17 protein-coding genes are annotated in these 14,615 nt (G+C 72.7%); 10 read left to right on the top strand and 7 right to left on the bottom strand.

Annotation, left to right across the window (positions count from 1 at the left end):
* Positions 1–171: 171 nt before the first annotated feature.
* The 3 genes from E4P39_RS09060 to E4P39_RS09050 all read right to left on the bottom strand — a co-directional run bounded on the left by E4P39_RS09060 (position 172) and on the right by E4P39_RS09050 (position 2,424).
* Positions 172–732 (bottom strand): hypothetical protein, encoded by a 561-nt coding sequence (locus E4P39_RS09060; RefSeq protein WP_135136082.1) that lies wholly within the window; start codon positions 730–732, stop codon positions 172–174.
* A 137-nt stretch (positions 733–869) separates the two neighbouring features.
* Positions 870–1,277 carry a cobalamin B12-binding domain-containing protein gene (locus tag E4P39_RS09055; RefSeq protein ID WP_135136080.1) on the bottom strand — a complete coding sequence of 136 codons (408 nt, stop codon included), beginning with the start codon at positions 1,275–1,277 and terminating at the stop codon, positions 870–872.
* A 13-nt stretch (positions 1,278–1,290) separates the two neighbouring features.
* Entirely contained in the window at positions 1,291–2,424 is a 1,134-nt protein-coding gene (locus E4P39_RS09050) for a hypothetical protein (protein WP_245159723.1), read from the bottom strand.
* Between the two features lie 189 nt (positions 2,425–2,613).
* On the opposite strand from E4P39_RS09050, the gene E4P39_RS09045 reads away from it, so the two are divergent.
* Positions 2,614–3,501 carry an alpha/beta fold hydrolase gene (locus E4P39_RS09045; RefSeq protein WP_135136079.1) on the top strand — a complete coding sequence of 296 codons (888 nt, stop codon included), beginning with the start codon at positions 2,614–2,616 and terminating at the stop codon, positions 3,499–3,501.
* 487 nt (positions 3,502–3,988) lie between these two features.
* Positions 3,989–4,600, top strand: a complete 612-nt coding sequence (locus tag E4P39_RS09040) for a M23 family metallopeptidase (RefSeq protein ID WP_135136077.1) — start codon at positions 3,989–3,991, stop codon at positions 4,598–4,600.
* Between the two features lie 98 nt (positions 4,601–4,698).
* On the opposite strand, the gene pcrA is transcribed toward E4P39_RS09040, so the two are convergent.
* Positions 4,699–7,011 (bottom strand): DNA helicase PcrA, encoded by a 2,313-nt coding sequence (gene pcrA / locus E4P39_RS09035; protein ID WP_135136076.1) that lies wholly within the window; start codon positions 7,009–7,011, stop codon positions 4,699–4,701.
* Positions 7,012–7,486: 475 nt separating this feature from the next.
* Here pcrA and E4P39_RS09030 point away from each other — a divergent pair, with 475 nt between their 5' ends.
* Positions 7,487–7,771 carry a chorismate mutase gene (locus E4P39_RS09030; protein ID WP_135136074.1) on the top strand — a complete coding sequence of 95 codons (285 nt, stop codon included), beginning with the start codon at positions 7,487–7,489 and terminating at the stop codon, positions 7,769–7,771.
* 16 nt (positions 7,772–7,787) lie between these two features.
* On the opposite strand, the gene E4P39_RS09025 is transcribed toward E4P39_RS09030, so the two are convergent.
* Positions 7,788–8,087 (bottom strand): hypothetical protein, encoded by a 300-nt coding sequence (locus tag E4P39_RS09025; RefSeq protein WP_135136072.1) that lies wholly within the window; start codon positions 8,085–8,087, stop codon positions 7,788–7,790.
* Between the two features lie 140 nt (positions 8,088–8,227).
* Between E4P39_RS09025 and E4P39_RS09020 the strand changes: the two genes are divergently transcribed.
* From E4P39_RS09020 to E4P39_RS09005, 5 genes are all read left to right on the top strand, one after another.
* Positions 8,228–8,509: a hypothetical protein gene (locus tag E4P39_RS09020; RefSeq protein ID WP_135136071.1), complete on the top strand. Its 282-nt coding sequence runs from the start codon at positions 8,228–8,230 to the stop codon at positions 8,507–8,509.
* A gap of 156 nt (positions 8,510–8,665) precedes the next feature.
* Positions 8,666–9,214, top strand: coding sequence for a carboxymuconolactone decarboxylase family protein (locus E4P39_RS22630; RefSeq protein WP_245159722.1), 549 nt, complete (start codon positions 8,666–8,668; stop codon positions 9,212–9,214).
* A complete protein-coding gene (gene sigJ / locus E4P39_RS22625) occupies positions 9,211–10,125 on the top strand; it encodes an RNA polymerase sigma factor SigJ (RefSeq protein ID WP_245159721.1) in 915 nt (304 codons plus the stop codon). Before E4P39_RS22630 ends, sigJ begins: the two co-directional genes overlap by 4 nt.
* 9 nt (positions 10,126–10,134) lie before the next feature.
* Positions 10,135–10,869, top strand: coding sequence for a PIG-L deacetylase family protein (locus E4P39_RS09010; RefSeq protein WP_135136068.1), 735 nt, complete (start codon positions 10,135–10,137; stop codon positions 10,867–10,869).
* 223 nt (positions 10,870–11,092) lie between these two features.
* Entirely contained in the window at positions 11,093–11,398 is a 306-nt protein-coding gene (locus tag E4P39_RS09005) for a TfoX/Sxy family protein (protein WP_135136067.1), read from the top strand.
* On the opposite strand, the gene E4P39_RS09000 is transcribed toward E4P39_RS09005, so the two are convergent.
* Together E4P39_RS09000 and E4P39_RS08995 are read right to left on the bottom strand one after the other, a co-directional pair.
* Complete coding sequence (locus tag E4P39_RS09000; protein WP_135136066.1) at positions 11,399–12,058, bottom strand: response regulator transcription factor; 660 nt, start codon at positions 12,056–12,058, stop codon at positions 11,399–11,401.
* Entirely contained in the window at positions 12,055–13,230 is a 1,176-nt protein-coding gene (locus tag E4P39_RS08995) for an ATP-binding protein (RefSeq protein ID WP_135136357.1), read from the bottom strand. Before E4P39_RS08995 ends, E4P39_RS09000 begins: the two co-directional genes overlap by 4 nt.
* Before the next feature lie 128 nt (positions 13,231–13,358).
* Between E4P39_RS08995 and E4P39_RS08990 the strand changes: the two genes are divergently transcribed.
* Both E4P39_RS08990 and E4P39_RS08985 read left to right on the top strand, forming a co-directional pair.
* Positions 13,359–14,303: a PspC domain-containing protein gene (locus E4P39_RS08990; protein ID WP_135136064.1), complete on the top strand. Its 945-nt coding sequence runs from the start codon at positions 13,359–13,361 to the stop codon at positions 14,301–14,303.
* Positions 14,296–14,568 carry a hypothetical protein gene (locus E4P39_RS08985; RefSeq protein WP_135136063.1) on the top strand — a complete coding sequence of 91 codons (273 nt, stop codon included), beginning with the start codon at positions 14,296–14,298 and terminating at the stop codon, positions 14,566–14,568. Before E4P39_RS08990 ends, E4P39_RS08985 begins: the two co-directional genes overlap by 8 nt.
* Positions 14,569–14,615: the final 47 nt, after the last annotated feature.

Genomic DNA, 14,615 nt, shown 5'->3' with positions numbered 1-14,615 from the left:
GGCACTCGGGCGTGGCGTCAGCACCCACACCTTCGCCCGGAGGTCTCTTCCTTGGATCAGCTCGCTGCGCCGTCAACAACGCTCATGGTCACTACAGCTAGGGGACACTTGGTTTCGCGCCGTCAAGCCACACGCCCGACAAGGTCGATACTGCGCGTGCCTGCCGTCGGCTCACGGGGTTGGTCGCCGACGACGTTCCCAGAACCACGTGCCCAACACCCCTGCACCCAGCCCGCTGAGCACACCCCCACATGTGATCTGGAGCTTGTCTACCCAGTTGGGCTCAACCCAGTAGCTGATCCGACGAAAGTCGATCGCCACACCATTCGGGTAACTTAAGGCCTCCCCTTGAGCTTCGCGGTGCTCGATGAGCGCTTCGGCTTTTATCCGAAGGTCGCCGACGGCCACGGTTTCGTGCTCCGGCACGCAGACGGGTTCGCCATCGACCTCCAGCGCGAGAATATTGTCAGTCAGCGGATACTTGTCGTGCGTGAGGGCGACCTGGTCTTCGCAACCCTTCTCTCTGACAACGTCGAGCGGTGTGTCGACGGCGTACATTACCTCCTTCTCCCGCACAGTCTTCCCGTCGATGCGCGCAATTATTTGATCGCCCATCAGAAGCGCTTCCCCTCGGTCGCTTGCCCCCTCGGGTTGAATGTCGAATTGCCAAATAGTGAGACCAATGCCGGCCGCGACCGCAAGGACCGCGGCACTCACTGTCCGCTTCGACATGCGGTCACGCTCCACTGGCTGTCGCTCATGCCGCGCAGATTAGGCCCAGGATGCCCATTCGACCGGCAACCGCGCCGATGTCCCATAGGCCGCCTTTAGCGACACCTGTCCACTGACGGTGTCCCCGGGCGCCGCGGTCAGGTGCCGGCGGGGGCCCCGACGTGCTCGCGGACCCAGTCGACGATGTCCGTCGTCGTCGCGCCCGGCGTGAAGATCTTCGCGACGCCCAGGCGCTGGAGCTCCGGGATGTCCTCGTCCGGGATGATCCCGCCGCCGAAGACGACCACGTCGTCGATGCCCCGTTCGGAGAGCAGCTCGGAGAGCCGGCTGAACAGCGTCATGTGCGCGCCCGAGAGGACGGACAGGCCGACCGCGTCGGCGTCCTCCTGGACAACGGTCTCCACGATCTGCTCCGGCGTCTGGTGCAGGCCGGTGTAGACGACCTCCATGCCGGCGTCGCGAAGGGCGCGGGCGACGACCTTGGCACCCCGGTCGTGCCCGTCGAGGCCCGGCTTGCCGATGACCACCCGAATGCGTTCGTCCACCACGGCGGCCAGCTTAGAGCCGCGCGTCCGGGGGCGGTTCCGGCCGCCCGCGGCGCAGGCGCCACGCGAGCACGGTCAGGACGGCGTAACCGAGGCCGGTGAGGACCAGCCCGGCGCCCGGCACCGTCCAGTCGAGATCGTCGGAGGAGACGGCGTCGCGCAGGCCCGTCAGCGCCGCGGCGAGGACCGTGACCGTGACGGCCAGGAGCCCGCCGACCGAGGCGAGACGGGGTCGCAGCGAGGGAGCGATCACCGAGCAGAGGACGACGGCGCCCGCCAGCAGCAGGCCGCCGAGCAGGGCCATCCCGGGTCGCTCCAGCAGCGCCTGAGGCCCCTCGCGGGTGACCACGGTCTGCAGGCCGGTCGTGGGGTCGGTGACGAGCTGGTCCGGGACGTCGGCGGCCGGCAGCGCCAGGCACAGCACGGTCGTCACACCCAGCAGCACGGCCGCGCCCGCCAGGCCGGAGCGGACCGCGTCCAGCGGACCGCCGTCGTCCATGACGGTCCGCCCCCACGCGGCCGCACCGCAGATGCCGGCGAGCACGGTGAGGGAGAGGGCCACCACGCCCAGGACCCAGCCGGCGCCCACCTCCACGCTGCTGGTCAGCACCCGCTCGCCGGCCAGCACCTCGACGGCGGAGCGGGAGGTCGAACTGCGCCCCCGGTAGATCTCGATGAGCAGCTGCCCCACGGCGAGCGCCCCGGAGGTGCCCGCGTAGGCGAGGCCGAACTTGGGGACGGCGCCCCGGGCGAGCCACCCCCCGACCAGCAGGTGCACGAGCGGCACGACCAGTGCCACGAGCACCCCGGCGAACCCCGCCGCGGACGACAGCGGGCGGCCGGCCACCACGAGGTAGGTGGGGAACAGCGCGGCGACGGAGACGAGGGCGGCCAGCACCAGGAGCGCGCCGGCCAGCCGGGCGATCGGCGGGACGGCGCCCACCACGAGTCCGTCGGTCTGGGGGCCGGCGAGCGTGGCCGACGTCGCGGATCCTCCCGGGCGACGGGCGGACGGCAGGCCCCGGTCCACTCTGGGGCGCGGGCGGGAGGCGCCGGCCGAGCTGTTCCGGGACGCGGCGCCCGAGCGTCGCCCCTCGGCGCGGCCCGCGCGGTCGTGGGCGGGCCCGGTGCGGGCGTCGCGGGACACGGTTCCCCCTTCGGCTGAGTTCGGTCACGAACCGGCGTCGATCCGCCAGGCGCCGGTCACGTCGATGTGACGGGCACCACACACACGCATTACCGTCCGGTTAACGGAGCACATCGCGTGGTACACCCGCCGCCGGCGGGACGGTTCCACCCGGCCTCCGCCAACGGGTGACGACGGGGAGGAACGACCATGCGGCTATCCACCGGCCCGGGCTCCCTCCCAGAGTCGCACATCGCCGCTGTCGGCGAGGGAGCGCCACGGGGTGGTCTGCGCGCCCTCTGCACCCGCACCACGGTGACCGGCGGCATCACCGAGCTGGCCTGGGTGGGCGCGCATCTGCTGCTGTACCCGTTCGGCACGGGGACCGAGGAGCTCCGCCCCGATCCGCGCATCCGGCCGGGCGAGCTGCCCCCCGCCGTCCGCGCCCTCTTCGCCGCCGATCCGCTGGCCGCCCGCATCCCGGTGATGCTGGTGCACGGCCTGGTGGACAACCGGTCGGTGTTCTCCGTGATGCGGCGGGGCCTCCGTCGGCGCGGGTTCACGCAGATCTGCAGCTGGAACTACAGCCCGCTGCTGAGCGACGTCGCCCGCGGGGCCGCCGACCTGGGCCGCCGCATCGAGGAGATCTGCGAGCAGACGGGTCACGAGCGCGTGCACGTGGTCGGCCACAGCCTCGGCGGTCTGATCGCCCGGTACCACGTGCAGCGACAGGGCGGGGACCGGCGGGTCGAGTCGCTGGTGACGCTCGGGACGCCGCACCGGGGCTCGGTCCTCGCCCACGTGCTCCCCACCCCGCTGGTCCGCCAGCTGCGGCCGGGGTCTCCCGTCCTTCGCGAGCTGGAGCAGCCGGCGGCCGGCTGCAGCACGCGGATGACCGCGATCTACAGCGATCTCGACCAGGTCGTGGTGCCGACGAACTCCGGCCGGTGCGACCATCCAGACCTCCAGGCCCGGAACCTGCTCTTCCGCGGGATCGGGCACATGTCGCTGCCCCGCCATGGAGGCGTCGTCGACGAGGTCGCGGCGACGCTTGCCGGGGTGCGGGGCTCCGGCCGGCACTCGACCGCCGTCGCCTGACCGTTACTGCGCCCTCCATAGGGTCGCGGTCGCTCCGCCGTCCCGCCCGTGACGACTTGTACACATCGCGACACGTGCTGTTTGGTGCTATGCCGCGCCCTGACTCATCGTTACGGTTCGATCACGGCGCTGGTATCTACCGGCCGTCGATCGCCGCTCCCCCGGCGGCCCGCCTACCGGCGCGCGGCGGGGAAGCGCTCGTCCGGGAAGGTGCGTCGTGTCTCGCAGCAGTGCACCCCAGGTCCTCGAGCGGCCCGGGGCCGAGCGCGATCCCGCATCGCCCGCCGACGTCGACGCCGCCCCCGAGCCGGCGGCTCGGACCGGCCGCCGCTCCTTCCCCCTCCCGCGCTTGCGCTCCGGCTCCTCCGGCTCTTCCGACTCCGCCGCGTCCGACTCCGCCTCCTCCGACTCCGCCGCGTCCGGCTCCTCCGCCTCCCCGGTCCGTTCCGGACGGCGCCTTCCCCACCCTCCCGGCCGACGCGCCCCGATGTGGTTCGCGGCCCTCGTCGCCGGTGCGGTGCTCGCCGGCCTGCCGAGCCTGTTCGGCTCCCCCGTCGTGGTGTCCGGCGACGCCTCCGAGTACGGCCTGGGGGCCGGCTCGAGCCTCAACGGCGGGATCGACGACGCCGGCGTCCGCCGCAGCATCACCGAGGCCGAGGCCCAGGCCCGCCTGGGCGAACTGGCCGCGTCGCGGGCCGCCCGGGCGCCGAAGACAGTGCTGCCCACGCAGGGCCGGCTGACGACCTGCTACTGCATGCGGTGGGGGCAGATGCACTACGGCCTGGACCTCGCCGCGCCGCTGGGGACGCCGATCCTCTCCGCGGCCGACGGCGTGGTCCTCGAAGCCGGGCGCGCCTCCGGGTTCGGCAACGCGGTCTACATCCAGGACGCCGACGGGAACGTCCACGTCTACGGGCACATGCGCTACTACGACGTCGAGGCCGGTCAGATCGTGCACGCCGGCGACCAGATCGCGAAGGTCGGCAACGAGGGCTACTCGACCGGACCGCACCTGCACTACGAGATCCACCGCGGCGACATCGACGGCCGCCCCCTCGACCCGGAGGCATGGCTCGCCGAGCGCGGCGTCCACATCTGACGTCGCCCTCCGGCATTGCGGGTGCTCCTCCACCATTGCCGACGCTGCAGCGGCCGCAATGCACGAACAACGCGAGCAATCCCGCGCGAACGTAGCTTCTACAGCTTGACCAGCGGGGCGTAGCGGAGGACGAGGCGCTTGGTGCCGCCGGAGCCGAAGTCGACGGTGGCCTGGGCCTTGTCGCCGGCCCCGGTCACCTCCACCACGGTCCCCAGCCCGAACGCGTCGTGGCTGACCCGGTCGCCGACGTCGACGGAGATGACGGCCCGGTTGCCGGCACCGCCGCGCAAGCCGCCGGTCGACAGCCCGGTCGCTGCCACCCGCGACTGCGCCGACGAGTACCCCATGGACGCCGGAGCCGGCTCCAGCCGCGCCCAGTGGACGGTGTCGGCGGGCAGCTCGTCGAGGAAGCGGGACGGCGGGTTGTAGGCGGGCTGCCCCCAGCTCGTGCGCACCTGCGCGCGGGAGAGGAAGAGCCGCTTCTGCGCGCGGGTGATGCCGACGTACGCGAGCCGGCGCTCCTCCTCCAGTTCCCGTGGGTCGCCGAGCGCGCGCAGGTGCGGGAAGACGCCGTCCTCGAGAGCGGTGAGGAAGACGACGGGGAACTCCAGGCCCTTGGCCGTGTGCAGCGTCATCATCGTGACGACGCCCGCGTCGTCGCCGGTGACGGGGATCTGGTCGGCGTCGGCCACCAGCGACACCTGCTCGAGGAAGTCGGTGACGGTCCCACCGGGGCTGGCAGCCTCGAACTCGGCGGCCACCGAGACGAGCTCGTTGAGGTTGTCGACCCGGCCCTCGTCCTGCGGGTCGGTGCTGGCCTGCAGCTCGGTCAGGTAGCCGGTGCGGTCGAGGATGCTCTCCAGCAGCGCGGCCGGGCCCGACCCGGTCTCGACCAGCTGCTCGAACTCCTCGAGCAGCGCGACGAACTCCTGGATGTTCTTCAGCGAGCGGGTGGCCAGCTCGCCGACCTCGGAGCAGCGGCGCAGCGCCGAGGCGAACGGGATCCGCTCGCGGTCGGCGAAGTTCTCGATGCAGGCCTCGGCCCGCTCCCCGATGCCGCGCTTCGGGGTGTTGATGACCCGGCGCAGGCTCACGATGTCGGTCGGGTTGGCGACGACCTTCAGGTAGGCCAGTGCGTCGCGGACCTCCTTGCGCTCGTAGAAGCGCACCCCGCCGACGACCTTGTAGGGCATGCCGACCCGGATGAACACCTCCTCGAAGACACGGGAGGCGTTGTTCGTGCGGTAGAAGACCGCGATGTCCTTCGGCTGGGCGACGCCCTCGTCGACGAGGGCGTCGATCTGCTCGGCGACCCAGGCGGCCTCGTCGTGCTCGTTGTCGGCGACGTAGCCCTCGATGAGGTCACCGTCACCCGCGTCGGTCCAGAGGCTCTTCGGACGGCGGCCGGTGTTCTTCGCGATGACGGTGTTGGCCGCCCGGAGGATCCGCTGGGTGGAGCGGTAGTTCTGCTCCAGCACGATCGTGGTCGCGTGCGGGTAGTCGCGCTCGAACTCGTCGATGTTGCGGATCGTCGCGCCGCGGAAGGCGTAGATCGACTGGTCGGCGTCGCCGACGACGCACAGCTCGGCCTGCGGGACCGACCCGTTCTCGGGCCCCACCAGCTCGCGGACCAGCATGTACTGGGCGTGGTTGGTGTCCTGGTACTCGTCCACGAGGACGTGCCGGAAGCGGCGGCGGTAGTGCTCGGCGACGTCGGGGAACGCCTGCAGCAGGTGCACGGTGTTCATGATCAGGTCGTCGAAGTCCATGGCGTGCGCCTGGCGCAGCCGCTGCTGGTAGAGCTTGTAGGCCTCCGCCAGCACCTTCTCCGGCGCCGTCTGCGGGACGTAGCCCTCCTCGTCGACCAGCTCGTTCTTGAGGTTCGACACCTGAGCGGCGAGCGACCGGCCGGGGTAGCGCTTGGCGTCGAGGTCGAGGTCGCGGGCCACCATCGTCATCAGCCGGACCGAGTCGCCCTGGTCGTAGATGGTGAACGACGACTTCAGGCCCAGCTTGGCCGCCTCCGCGCGCAGGATCCGGACGCACATCGAATGGAACGTCGAGACCCAGATGGCCCGGGCCCGCGGCCCGACCAGCGCCGCGACCCGCTCCTTCATCTCGCCGGCGGCCTTGTTGGTGAACGTGATGGCCAGGATCTCCCCGGGCTGGGTGTGCCGGGCGCCGAGGAGGTAGGAGATCCGGTGGGTCAGCACCCGCGTCTTGCCCGATCCGGCGCCCGCCACGATGAGCAGCGGCCCGCCCTCGTGGACGACGGCCTGGCGCTGCGGGCCGTTCAGTCCGGCGAGCATCCGGTCGAGCTCGCGCCCCGCGGAACCCGGCGCGGACCGCTGGAGGGCCTCCGTCCCCGGGAGTGCGTTCTGGGCACCGGGCGGGGCGTGCTGGACGCTCATTACGGGGCCCCCGCGGAAACGTGGAGCGCCTGCGGAGCGTTCTCGTTGGGTGGGTTCATGAACGCAGCTCCGCTGGGGAACCGGAAGCCTGCGGCGCACTCACCACATCACTGTAAGCCGGACGGGTGACGCCCCTGAGTACCGGGAAACGCCCGTCCCAGCCGCCTCACGGACCCCGCTCGCGGCGCATCGATATCCGCCTCACGGCGGTCTCGACCGCCCGGGACACCGCCGTCAGCCGGATCTCGGCGGGGCTCGCCGACGACACGAGGCGGTGGCGCCGTCCCGGACGCCTGTGGCACACTCGCCGACGTGCTCGCCACGGTCAGCTTTTACTACGGTCACCGGGATCCGGTGTCCGTCACCGCTGGCTGAGCACACGCCGCAACAGACGCCCCGGGCCCGAAGAGCCCCGGGGCGTTTTTTCTTTCTCCCGGGCTCGGACGGCCACCACCGCCTTTCGAAGGACAGCCCGATGAGCGCCCTCACCGCCCCTGCCGCCGAGCCCGCCGCCGACCCCGCGGAGCGGATCGGCCACCTGCGCGTCGAGATCGACGCGTGCGACGCGGAGATCATCGAACTGGTGGAACGCCGCCTGGCGATCTCCCGCGAGATCGGCGCGCTGCGCGCCGCCTCGGGCGGCACCCGCCTGTCCCTCTCCCGAGAGCAGCAGGTGCTGGCCCGGTTCCGCGCCGCGCTCGGTCCGGACGGTGCCGCGCTCGGGATGATGCTGCTCCGCCAGGGGCGCGGCCAACTCTGACGTCGCGCGGGTCCCGCTAGGGCCGCGCCCGCCACACGAGCTGCTCGTCGTCGGTCATGGCCACGACCTCCTCGACCGCGAGCCCGGGGCCGAGCGCCTGCGTCTCCGCGGCGAGGGCATGGCCGAGTTCGAGGGCGGCCTCCAGGTCGGCCGCGAGACAGTCGGCGGACACCCGGAGCACCGCTGGGGCGTCCGCGTCCCGCCAGATGCAGAGGTCCTCGTCGTCCGGCCGCAGCGGTGCGCCGACGGCGGCCACCGCCGCGTCGTCCAGGCACCGGTCGGCGCGCAGCGCGACGTAGAGCGTGTAGCTGTCCACGACCGCGAGTCTGCGCCGCGATCCTTCTGGTGTATCCGGCCCGCCGGCCCTCGCCTCCTCCGGTCGAGTTCCCACGGTGCCCGCCCCCGGTGCCGCTGGACGACGCGGCCGCTTCCTGCGGCCCCCGGCACCGGAGAGACGTGAGCGCCCTGCCCGATTCCCGCGACTTCCCGTTCGTGCACCGACTGCCCACGGACGTGGCCGCGCAGATCCGGGGGACGGCGACGACCGACGTCGCGCTGGTCGAGATGGGCTCCCCCCGCCGGCGCCTCGTCGTCCTGGTGCTCGTGCTGGGCCTGTTCGGCGGCGGCCTGGCCACCGGGCTCCCCACCGCCCAGGCGATGCGCCATCCGGACTGCGGCGCCGGCCGGGTCGTCGACGCCTCCGGCGACGTCAGGGCCGGTGAGCACCGGCTCTGCTGACGCCGGCACCGGCCGGTCGAGCCCCTCCGACCGACCGCCGCCTGTGGCCGTGCCCCCGCCACAGGCGGCGGTCCCCCCGAGGACGCGTCGGCATGTCACGTCCTCCGGCTCCATCTCGTCTCCATGGGGACGACCCCGATGGAGAGGACGACGACCGTGGCCCGCATCTCGCTCGACCCGCCCCGCACGCTGCTCTACCGCCTCGCGGAGGCCTACACGCGCCGCGCGTACGGCGTGGTCCCCGACCCGCTCCCCGCGATGGCGCACAACATGCGGGTCCTGCTCACCGACCTCCGCTTCGAGACCTCCCTGGCGCGCTGGAAGAAGCTCGACCCGGGGCTCCGGAACCTGGCGGAGATGGCCGCGGCGGTGAGCATCGGCTGCTCCTGGTGCGTGGACTTCGGCTACTGGGAGTCCACCCGCCACGGGGCCGACCCGGTCAAGATGCACGACGTCCCGCGGTGGCGGGACAGCGACGTCTACACCGACCTGGAACGCCAGGTCATGGCCTACGCCGAGGCCGTGACGGCGACGCCGCCCGCGGTGACCGACGAGATGGTCGCTGCGCTCCGGCGGCAACTGGACGACGCCCAGCTCGTCGAGCTCACGATGATGGTGGCCGTGGAGAACGTGCGGTCGCGGTTCAACAGCGCCCTCGGCCTGACCAGCCAGGGGTTCAAGGACCGCTGCGAGATCCCGGCGTGAGAGACGCCCTCGCCCCGTTCGACCGGCACCGGCGGCTGCTGTTCTCGGTGGCCTACCAGATGCTCGGCAGCGTCGCCGACGCCGAGGACGTCGTCCAGGACGCCTGGCTGCGCTGGTCGGCGGTCGATCGGAGCGAGGTCCGGGACGAGCGCGCCTACCTCGTGCAGATCACCACGCATCTCGCGCTCGACCGGCTGAGCTCCGCGCGGAGCCGCCGGGAGAGCTACGTGGGGCCGTGGCTGCCGGAGCCGCTGCTGACCGCCGGCGCGCCGGTCGGCTCGGGCCCTCCGGCGCCGGAACCGGAGGCTGCCGCCGAGCTCGGCGAGATGGTGTCCCTCGCCCTGCTCGTCGTCCTCGAGACGCTCTCGCCGGCCGAACGTGCGGTGTTCGTGCTCCGCGAGGTCTTCGGCATGTCGACCTCGGAGGTCGCGGGGGCGCTGGGCCGTACGGAGGCGGCCGTCCGGCAGATGGCGCACCGCGCCCGCGAGCACGTGCACGCACGGCAGCCGCGGTTCGACGCCGACAGGCAGGTGCAGCGGGAGGTGACCGAGCGGTTCTTCACCGCGGTCGGCGGCGGCGACCTCGAGGCGCTGCTCGCGGCCCTGGCGCCCGACGTCGTCCTGATCAGCGACGGCGGAGGGAGGACCAAGGCGGCGCTCCGGCCGATCAGCGGTTCGGACAAGGTCGCCCGCTGGCTGGTGGCCATCGCGCAGCAGGGCGCGAGCATTCCGGATCTGCGGATCGGAGTGGCAGAGGTCAACGGGTGGCCCGCGATCGTGGGCTGGTCCGGGACGGAGCCCTTCGGGTCGATCTCCCTCGGTGTGGCCGACGGCCGGATCACGCAGGTCCTGGTCGTCGTGAACCCCGACAAGCTCGCCGGGCTCGTCCTGCCTTCCGGGAAGGAGACCTAGGCTCCGCGGGTGACTCCGCCCCTCTCCCGCCCGCCCGCCGCGCACGTCGAGCGCGTGCTCTGCGTCCTCGCCCACCCCGACGACGTCGACTTCGGCAGCGCGGGCACCGTCGCCGGCTGGACCGCGGCCGGCACCGAGGTCACCTACTGCATCGTCACCGACGGCGACGCGGGCGGTTTCGACGAGACCCCCCGCGACCGGATGGGCCCCCTGCGGCAGGCCGAGCAGCGGGCGGCCGCGGCCGCGGTCGGCGTGACCGACGTCCACTTCCTCGGCTACCCGGACGGGCGGCTGGAACTCACCCTGGACCTGCGTCGCGACATCAGCCGGGTGATCCGCCAGGTCCGCCCGCAGCGGGTCCTGACCACGTCGCCGGAGAGGTTCTGGGAACGCATCGGCGCCAGCCATCCCGACCACCTGACCGTGGGCGAGGCGACGCTGCGGGCGGTCTACCCCGATGCCCGCAACCCGTTCGCCTTCCCGGAACTCCTGGACGACGAGGGTCTCGAGGCGTGGACGGTCGGCGAGGTGTGGCTGACCGCCAGTCCGCGCGCCGACCACGCCGTCGACGTCACCGACCTGATCGAGCTGAAGTTCGCGGCGCTGAAGAGCCACGTCACCCAGGTCAGCCACAACCCCGACCTGGAGACGTTCGTGACCGGGTGGATGAGGCAGACCGCACAGCGGTTCGGCCTCCCCGACGGGCGCCTGGCCGAGGCCTTCCACGTCGTCCACACCGTGTGATCCGTCGTCCTCCGGACGACACCGCCGCCAGGTCCCGACCGGCGCCGAGCCGCTGAGTCGTCGCCGGGCGGATCCTCCGGGCCCCACTCGGCACGACAACGACGACACCGCGGCCACGTACCGTCCCGGCTCGCGTCGAGCCACTACGTCGAGCCACTACGTCGCGCCTGCGCGGAACCCTCCGGGCCCCAATCGGCACGACAAGTCCTGGCAGGCTGACGCGATGGCCGACGACTCTTGGCAGGACCTCGTGGAGCGCGCTCAAGGTGGCCCCGTCACGCGCGGAACCATGTTCGGCTCGCAGGGGCTGCGGACCGGCACGAAGTTCTTCGCCATCTGGTGGCAGGAGCAGCTAGTGGTGAAACTGCCGCCCGACCGGCTCCAGGAGCTCGTTGCCGCCGGCGAGGGGCAGGTGTTCGAGCCGATGCCCGGCCGGACGATGAACGGCTGGCTGCTGCTGTCGGGGTCCGCCGAGTGGGACCCCCTGGTCGCCGAGGCCCGCGCCCACGTCGAGGCGCAGCAGAAGTAGTCAGAGCAGGCGGTTGGTCGCCGCCCAGCGGGTGAGCTCGTTGCGGTTGGACAGCTGCAGCTTGCGCAGCACGTTGGAGGCGTGCGACTCGACCGTCTTCACCGAGATGAACAGGCGCGAGCCGATCTCCCGGTAGGTGTAGCCGCGGGCCAGCAGCTGCATGACCTCCCGCTCGCGCGCGCTGAGCAGGTCCAGTCCCGGGTCGGTCGCCTCCTCGGCGGGTGCGGGCGAGGCCGGCCCGGCCGCGGAGAACGCGTCCAGCACGAACCCGGCCAGTCGGGGACTGAACACGACGTCGCCGTCGGCCACGCGGTGCACCGCGGCGACCAGGTCCGGCCCCGAGATCGTCTTCGTGACGTAGCCGCGCGCACCGGCCCGGATGACGGCGATGACGTCCTCAGCCGCGTCGGAGACCGACAGCGCGAGCCAGCGGACGTCGGGGAGCTCACCGCGCAGCGTCTCCAGCACGGCCAGCCCGCCGCCGCCGGGGAGGTGCACGTCCAGCAGGACGACGTCCGGGCGGGTAGCCCGGATCCCGTCGACCGCGGCGGGGACGTCGGGGGCCTCCCCGACCACGGTGACGTCGGTGCCGAGCTCCGCCCGGACGCCGGCACGGACCATCGCGTGGTCGTCGACGATGAACACCCGAGGGGGCGTCATGCCGCGCTCCGGGGCAGCGACAGCTCCACCTCGGTCCCCTCGCCCGGTGCCGAGCGGACCTCCGCCGTCCCGCCCAGCCGGGTCAGCCGGCCACTGACGGAGTCCCGCAGCCCGCGCCGGTCCGGCGGCACCGACGCCGGGTCGAATCCGGCCCCGCGGTCGCGGACGAACACCGAGACCCGCTCGGGCGTCACCTCGGTGTAGAGGTCGGCGGCCGTCGTCCCCGAGTGCTTGGCGGCGTTGACCAGCGCCTCCCGGGTGGCCGCCCCGAGCGCCGCGAGCGACTCGTCCACCGGTGCGTCGCCGACGACCACCGGGTCGACGACGAGCTCGTGGTCGGACTCCACCTCGGCCACCATGCCGGCCACCAGCCCCGCCCAGGTGCCACCCTCGCGGACCACGGCCGGGTCGTAGAGCCAGGCGCGCAGCTCGCGCTCCTGGCCGCGCGCCAGCCGGCCGACGGCCTGCGGCTCGTCCGCATGCCGCTGGATGAGGGCGAGGGTCTGCAGCACCGAGTCGTGCAGGTGCGCGGCGACGGCCGCGCGTTCCTCCGACCGGATCCGCGCCGTGCGCTCCTCGGCGCGCGAGTCGAGCAGCCGGCGCCAGACCGGTGCGGTCGCGAGGACGACGCCGATCAGGATCACCAGGGTCGCGACGAAGCCGTTGCGGGCGGCGGCCAGCTGCCCGGTCGTGGCCAGCAGGAGGACCACACCGCCGGCCGCGAGGGCGGCGCCGCCGGCGAGCGCCCACCGGACGCCCGGGACGGAGAGGGTGCGGTCGGTGTCGAGCTGCCGCCAGATGACGATGAGCCCGCCGGCGACCAGGGCCAGGGGCAGCACGACGTCGCTGCTGAACCAGGCGGACACCTGGCCGAGCAGGACGGCGGCCGCGAGCCCCAGCACGATGATCCCGATCCACTGGCGGAGGCCCCTGGGCTCCCCGGCTGGACGGGCACCGGCGTCCGCGCCCTCCGCGGCAACCGGCATGGTCAGCCACAGCAGCATGTAGGCGACGATCCCGATGACGGCGGTCGCGAGGACCACGAAGGCGACGCGCACGATGAGCGGGTCCTGCCGCAGGTGCGCGGCGGTGCCCGCGGCGACCCCCGCCAGCATCCGACCGTCCCGCGGGCGAGCGAGCGGTGGGCGGGGCGGCGCCCCGGTGGAGGTCATGGTCACGTGTTGATCGTCGCACCGCGCGACCCCCGTCCGACACCGGTGATCACCCCGGAAAGGGAACCAGGGTCGGATGGGGGCGTTCCCTGATGGTCTAGAGGCGACCGGATCGGCACGCTTCTGGCATGACATCGGCAACGCCCCCTCCCCCCGCGGCACCCCCGCCGCCCCTCCCCCCGTCCGTCGAGCCCCCGGCGTGGCAGTCCCCGCCGCCGTACGGGCCGTCCGTCCGGCCCCCGCTGCGTCGCAGCCGCACCGACAAGATCCTCGGCGGCGTCAACGGCGGCCTGGCCGAGTACACCGGCATCGACGCGCTGCTCTGGCGTGTCGGGTTCGTGGCGCTGACTCTCGCCGGCGGCGCGGGCATCGTCGTCTACCTGTTGCTCTGGGTGCTCACACCGGCCGGTCCGCCCGCCGGGCCCGGAACTCCTGCCAGCCGGCGGGAACGCGCGCCGCTCGGCCCGCGGTCCCCGGTTCCGGGCATCACCATCGCGGCCCTGCTCATCCTGCTCGGCGCCATGGCGATGATCACCAACTTCACCGCCTGGAACATCGGCGCGGTCGGCTTCTTCGGCGTCGCCGTCCTGGTCGTCGGGATCGGCCTGGTGGCCGCGGCCTTCGCCGGCGGCCGGACGGCCCGCGGCGGGCTCATCGCGCTCGGCGTCGTGCTGTCCCTGGGTCTGATCGCCGCGGCGTCCGAGCCCTGGGACGGCGGGTCGTCGGGCGACCGGATCTACCGGCCGGTCACCGCGTCGGCCGTGAACGACGTCTACCGCAGCGATGCGGGCGACCTGACGCTCGACCTCACCCGCATCGACGTCGGCGAGGGGAGCCCGGTCCGCACACGCATCGAGCACGGCTTCGGCGACATCCGGGTGATCGTTCCGCCAGAGGCCGACGTCCGGCTGACAGTCGACTCCGGAATGGGTTCGATCGACGTCTTCGGGCAGGGCGCTGACGACGGCTACTTCGCCGGTCGCGGAAGCGGCTCGTGGGTGGACGACGGCGTGCCTGAGATCAACCTGGTGGTCCACAACGGATTCGGAGACGTGGAGGTGTCCCGTGGCTGACTACAGCGAGTTCCCGACCACACCGACCGCCTGGCAGGAGATCACCCCGCTGGAGACCGAGGACCGTCCCCTCCCCCAGCGCCGCGTCGTCGACTGGGTGGCTCTGATCCCGGGCCTGGTCTTCATCGCCCTGGCGATCACGCTGATGACCGGCATCGAGCTGTTCCTGTTCGACAACGGCGGGCTGGTCTGGATCGCCCTCATCGGCGGCGGCGTGGCGCTGCTGGTGTCGGAGATGCGCAAGGTCCGCCGCAAGCAGCGCTGACCGCAGGAGGGACGGGGCGAGAGGGCCCGGGGAGCATCCGCTCCCCG

Source organism: Blastococcus sp. CT_GayMR19 (genome assembly GCF_004570385.1).
GTDB lineage: Bacteria > Actinomycetota > Actinomycetes > Mycobacteriales > Geodermatophilaceae > Blastococcus_B.
The sequence above is the reverse complement of the archived record's forward strand: the minus strand, read 5'-3'. Positions and strand labels throughout refer to the sequence as shown.

What these genes read in the sequence shown, in the direction of transcription:
- E4P39_RS09030 (WP_135136074.1), top strand. Translation starts at nt 7,487, where the DNA reads ATGAGCGCCCTCACCGCCCCTGCCGCCGAGCCCGCCGCCGACCCCGCG.
- E4P39_RS09045 (WP_135136079.1), top strand. Translation starts at nt 2,614, where the DNA reads ATGCGGCTATCCACCGGCCCGGGCTCCCTCCCAGAGTCGCACATCGCC.
- E4P39_RS09040 (WP_135136077.1), top strand. Translation starts at nt 3,989, where the DNA reads ATGTGGTTCGCGGCCCTCGTCGCCGGTGCGGTGCTCGCCGGCCTGCCG.
- E4P39_RS08990 (WP_135136064.1), top strand. Translation starts at nt 13,359, where the DNA reads ATGACATCGGCAACGCCCCCTCCCCCCGCGGCACCCCCGCCGCCCCTC.
- E4P39_RS09000 (WP_135136066.1), bottom strand. Translation starts at nt 12,058, where the DNA reads ATGACGCCCCCTCGGGTGTTCATCGTCGACGACCACGCGATGGTCCGT.
- E4P39_RS09060 (WP_135136082.1), bottom strand. Translation starts at nt 732, where the DNA reads ATGTCGAAGCGGACAGTGAGTGCCGCGGTCCTTGCGGTCGCGGCCGGC.
- E4P39_RS09005 (WP_135136067.1), top strand. Translation starts at nt 11,093, where the DNA reads ATGGCCGACGACTCTTGGCAGGACCTCGTGGAGCGCGCTCAAGGTGGC.
- E4P39_RS08995 (WP_135136357.1), bottom strand. Translation starts at nt 13,230, where the DNA reads ATGACCTCCACCGGGGCGCCGCCCCGCCCACCGCTCGCTCGCCCGCGG.
- pcrA (WP_135136076.1), bottom strand. Translation starts at nt 7,011, where the DNA reads ATGAGCGTCCAGCACGCCCCGCCCGGTGCCCAGAACGCACTCCCGGGG.